At 58.4% G+C, this 5,287-nt stretch carries 2 protein-coding genes and 3 pseudogenes; 3 read left to right on the forward strand and 2 right to left on the reverse strand.

The features are described 5' to 3' along the window. A partial coding sequence (locus tag ACPYOI_RS34720) for an NAD(P)/FAD-dependent oxidoreductase (protein ID WP_481424052.1) occupies positions 1–829 on the forward strand: 829 nt, incomplete at its 5' end. A gap of 345 nt (positions 830–1,174) precedes the next feature. Here the strand turns inward: ACPYOI_RS34720 and ACPYOI_RS34725 are convergent. Continuing rightward, a pseudogene (locus ACPYOI_RS34725) lies at positions 1,175–1,692 on the reverse strand (DUF892 family protein). A 297-nt stretch (positions 1,693–1,989) separates the two neighbouring features. Between ACPYOI_RS34725 and ACPYOI_RS34730 the strand changes: the two are divergent. Next, positions 1,990–2,396, forward strand: a pseudogene (locus ACPYOI_RS34730) (SDR family oxidoreductase); the annotation flags it as partial. A gap of 36 nt (positions 2,397–2,432) precedes the next feature. Beyond that, positions 2,433–2,984: a DUF1003 domain-containing protein gene (locus tag ACPYOI_RS34735; RefSeq protein WP_481417897.1), complete on the forward strand. Its 552-nt coding sequence runs from the start codon at positions 2,433–2,435 to the stop codon at positions 2,982–2,984. Positions 2,985–3,461: 477 nt separating this feature from the next. Here the strand turns inward: ACPYOI_RS34735 and ACPYOI_RS34740 are convergent. Then, positions 3,462–4,715: pseudogene (locus ACPYOI_RS34740) on the reverse strand (DUF892 family protein). Positions 4,716–5,287: the final 572 nt, after the last annotated feature.

Below are 5,287 nucleotides of genomic sequence, written 5' to 3' on the forward strand. Positions count from 1 at the left end.
GTCTGTAACAGTCTTTGACGACGGAACTAGCAGGGCAGCCAGCATCCCCATCTCCCATAACCACGCGGGCTTTCCCGGCGGCATCAACGGCGCGGAGCTGCTTACCCGGATGCGCGCTCAGGCCACCATGTATGGCGCGGTGATTCGTGATCAACGCGTGACGGCATTGGGCAGGGCCGCTGAGGACTTCGTTGTTTCCTTCGACGATCGCACCATGTCGGCCCGAACCATTCTCGTCGCCACCGGCGTAATGAACCGGATGCCGTTGATGCCAAAGGACAAGCACGATGAGGCACTGAGACGAGGTCTCATCCGCTACTGTCCGGTTTGCGATGGTTTCGAAGTCACGGACAAGAGCGTGGCGATTATCGGGCATGGCTCGAAAGCGTTCAAGGAGGCACTGTTTCTCAGGAGCTACAGCCAGGATATCACTTTGTTGTCGCCCTCAGGCGAGCATCAACTCGAGCCAAGCGAAGAGGCGCGACTGCACGAACTGGGGATGTTGGTGAAGCCCGGCCCGTTTGAAATTGATGTCGAACAAGACGCAATTGTGATCCGCACAAGCGCCGGCACGCATCGGTTCGACTCCATCTACCCCGCGTTGGGATCGGACATCAGATCGGAGCTCGCCTTGGGGGTCGGCGCGACAGTGTCTGAGGAAGGATGCATTTGCGTCGACAGTCACCAGCGCACGAACGTGCGAGGCCTATATGCCGCTGGAGACGTGGTGATCGGCCTGGATCAGATCAGCCATGCGATGGGACAGGCCGGTGTCGCTGCAACGACAATCAGGAATGATCTGTGCGAGATAACAGCGTTGATCAGATGAGATGAGCAGCCGACGAAAAAGTTCAATCGTTTAGCGACATCGCATTGATGAGAAACAAAGCCGGGAAACCAGCGACGATGACCGCCGCTCCCCAAGCAGCCAGGATCTTCAAGACGTAGGCCAGCACTAGTCGCGTGCGCAGCGGCAACAGTCTGCATTCGTGGCTAACTGCTTACCCCTTTTTTAAGGCCAAAGGTGCGACAGCAGCGATGACGATCGTGAGACGCTCGACGTGGATCTGCTACAGATCAATTATCGTTCGCAGATCTTCAGCGCGCGGACGGCCGGATATGACAGCTCACCCCCGAGGGCTCGTCAATCAGGGGACGATGATCCCTCCACCTCCTAAACCTTGGCTTGCTCTCCAGCCTCCCGAAGCGACAGAAACTTTGTGGTGACCGCAACGATGTGTTCATCGAGCCATGCCGCCATCGCTTTTTCTTCGGCAAGATTTGCCTGTAGCGCCGCGGTCGTAGCCCCGTAGCCACCCGCTTCCGCGACCGTCAGCACCGATTTGTAGGCCGCCATCTCGAAGTTCTCGAAGGCAAAATTGGCAAACGAGTTCTTGAGGATCTCATCACCGGCCATTGTATGACCCATCGCGGCCATCGCGGCCATCGCGCCGGTGAACGACGGGGCGATATCCTTGAGCGAGGAATTGTCCTCGTTCAAACCTGCCAGGACTTCTTCAAGCCGGCCGATCTGGCCCTTTGTCTCGCGGATATGCGGTTCCAGCTTTGCCGCGACCTCCGGATAGTTCTCGATGCGTGAAAGCTGCGGCTTCATGATCGACAACGCCTGGTTCTCCATGGCGTGTGCATTAATCCGGTTACTAAGACGTCGCGGGTTTCGTCGGCTGCCATTGGCTTTCTCCATCGTTTATCTGGAGCGAGAACATCTGAGAAAGAGCAACGTTCTCTCTCCTGAAGAATGCCCCAGGAACTCAAGACAATGGGCCGAGTTCGCTCCTCAGGATGGAGGATAGACGATGGCCGGCAGATGGATCCATTTGTGCATCGACATGCAGCGTATGTTCGCTGAGGACACCCCGTGGCAAGTGCCGTGGATGCGGGAGGTGTCACCAGCGGTGGAGGAGGTGGCAAACCGGCACGCGCAGAGAACGATATTCACCCGCTTCGTCCTGCCCGCCCGAGTCGAGGATACCCCACCTGAAGCAGGCGGGCGGCGGATCGATCATCGTCGTCTCCTCGATCGATGGCACCCGCACCTTCACCACCCCTGGCGCGACTGCTTATACCGCTGCCAAGGCAGGCCAAATGGCGATGGTGGAGCAACAGGCGCTCGAACTGCCCGCCACCAAATCCGCATCAATGCCGTCTGCCCCGGAGAGATCGACACCAATATCGAGGCCAATACCAGCCTGCGCAAAGAGGACGAGACCGCGACCCCTGTTATCTGGCGAGAGGGACAAGTCCCAATCACCGGCGGAAAACCCGGGAGCAGCGAGGACGTGGCCGAAGTGATCGTTTTCCTCGCGTCGGAAAAGTCGTGCCACATGACAGGTTCCCCGGTGTGGGTCGATGGCGGCCAAGGGTTGCTTCGATAGTGGTCGTCACGCTGTGTACTTAAGGAGGAGAACGCTATGGCCGAAGACGGTAGATCGGGGCCGGGCACCTCCGGATCCCGAAGGCTCGACAGAAACATAGATGCGCTGCTCCAGCGGCGTAAAGCGGAAGAGAAGCAGTCATCGCTGCAGGAGAAGGTGGCGCATGCAATCACCCGCTTTGCCGGATCGATGACCTTCGTCTATCTGCATATTGTCATCTTCGGTGTCTGGATCTTGGGAAATATTGGTTTCATTCCATTCTTTCCCGTATTCGACCCCTCACTGGTCATATTGGCGATGGGGGCCTCCGTCGAAGCGATCTTCATTTCCACATTCGTGATGATCAGCCAGAACAGGATGGCAGCAGCGGACGACAAGCGCGCCGATCTCAACCTTCAGATTTCATTGCTCGTCGAGCACGAGGTAACGCAGATCCTGACGCTGGTGGCTGCCTTGGCGGAGAAAGACGGAGTGGCCGCCGACGCCGCTGGGGAACTGGAGGAATTAAAGCAGGACGTGGCACCTGAAGAAGTTCTCGACCACATCGAGCGGAAGGAGAACACCCCTGACGAAGGACGCACTCCTTAGCCCCGGCGGCTCGCGCGCTTGCGCTACTTGAACGCGGACTGAACGCGCGACCTTTTAATGCTCGAGAGCAATTCGCTCGCCACCAATCCATTACCACAGCGTCAGGGGCGAGCCCCCATTCTTAGACCCGGCTACTACAGCTGTGGGCGCACATAAGCGAGGTGCACCACATGCACGCATGCTGCGAGATTTCTTCAACATCGAATTGGAATATCATGATCCCGCCAGCTGAGAAAGGTGATGAAGTTCGCGATCAGATCCTTTGCAGAGCGGGCTTATGCCTGTTTTGTGCCTTTGATGGAGCGGTTGCCAGCGCCGCTTACTGCAGATTATGCGGCGCAGATGCGGTAAGTCCGTTCAAATGCATGAACTGCTGTGCTGGTGGCCGAAGCGTCCGTGCATCGGTTCGAAAAGCGCCGCCGACTCCGCCGGCGCGTCCCGTAGTGTACCCATGATTAGCGTTCTTCCGCCAAGCCTTCAGCGCACGCTGGGAGGCATTCTTGCGGCCGACATCAGCGGTTGGGCAACCTGATCCAACAGCTGCCCCGCATTTTGTTCCTCACCCAGCGACAACGTCCGCAACTGGGCGACGGCCGGCTGTGCAAGCTGAAGAGCAAGATTGCGTGCCGTGGTATAGACAGCGACCTCGTAGTGTTCGACCCGCAATGCCGCACCGATGAGAGCCAGATCTGCAGGGGCGTCTTCTTTCTTCTTGCCTTCCGCCATCACCTCCTCGCCTTCCTCGACAAGGCCTGCCATGCCCTTGCGAGGTTTTGCCCTTGCCGCCGACCCTAGGATCTGGAGACATTCGTTCAGCCGTTCGACCTGCACCTCGGTCTCGGTGAGATGTTTCTCCAGCAAGGTCTGAAGCTGTTGCGAACGCGCCGCCTGCTGCATCTTGGGAAGCGCCTTGAGGAGCTGCTTTTCCGCATGCAGCAGGTCACGAAGCTCGTCGACGAGAACCTCCTGAATCCCTTCCGATCCTTCCGGCGGTGCGCTTCGTGCCTGGATGGCCGGTCCTGCATCCTCGAGACCTTTCAGTCCCTGGAAAGCCAGAGCCTCGACGAACTCCCACGGCTCACCTTCGTTGCATGGGCCGCGAGCATCGACCTCGCCAAGATCCCCTTCGCCGGTGGAATCGTTGAAAAACTGGTCGACCAACCCAGGCGTGGGTGCAATCCTGCCGACGCTGAGGGGCGGTTTCCCCATGCTTTCCAGCGCAAGCTGGAACGCGCGCATATGCGTAATCTCTCTCGTCATCAGAAATTGCAGCGCATCCTTGGTGCCAGGATCGCGACAGAAGTCGATCAGGCGCTCGTAGACGATCTTGGCAGGAGCTTCGGCGGCGATGTTGCTCCGCAAATCCACGTCAAGCTCACGCGGAGCGGTCCACGGATTACCATGGAATTGAAGAGGTTTACGCCGCCGCCACCGGCGATAGCGATCACAGGATCAGCTTCCGCCTCCTCGCGGACCGACTTCAGCGGCTTCAGGTGCATCCTGGCTAGCGTGCCGACGATTTCGAGGTGACTGAGCTCCTCAGTGCCGATGTCCATCAACAAATCCTTCCGGCCTGGATCCTCGCAGTTCAGGCCCTGGATGGAATATTGCATCGCCGCCGCAAGTTCGGCCATTGGCGCCGCCGAACTGCTCAAGGAGCATATTCCCGAACCTCGGGTCCGGCTCGTCCACCCGAACGGTATACATGAGCTTCTTGACGTGATGATACATGCGGCGTCCCTCGTTGGATTTGCGCCTAACTTCCTTTCGATTGAAATGTTCCAGGCTGCACCTGGCACATCAGCACGCTCCCGCTCATTCCCTTTAGAACTCAGCGGCGCTCCGAAAAGAGGACAGCGGCTTGTCCAACGGTTCGGCTTCGATGCGCCTCGAACCCTCGTCGGCATCAAACCTTCCGGCGAGAGCCTATGCAGTAACGACGCGGTCGACGGAAGCCGCAGCTCAGGCTCGACCAGTTGCCGCATTGCTCCGAGAACGATTCCGAATGGAATGATCCTGAATTCAGGATACACAGCTGTCGCCTGGCTCCGTCTATTCGAAGGAATCGACGTTCCCGTAGCAGGGTGAAATATCTTGCGCGGCTTGCAAGGTCGTCGTTAGCCGGTGAGGCCTTCACATTTCGCGATATGAACTTCTACCAGATGGCCCACACCGCATAGACGAAACAGGCGGCAGCAACAGCACAGAGAAACGCGATGATCGCGCGTTCTGCACGGGGATTCATAGCCGCCACCACATCGGCAGCGAGCCCGTGACGAAGATCAGCGCTACCAGGGTAAGAT

This window comes from Rhizobium sp. SVR5-2C (assembly GCF_056755115.1).

What these genes read in the sequence shown, in the direction of transcription:
- ACPYOI_RS34735 (WP_481417897.1), top strand. Translation starts at nt 2,433, where the DNA reads ATGGCCGAAGACGGTAGATCGGGGCCGGGCACCTCCGGATCCCGAAGG.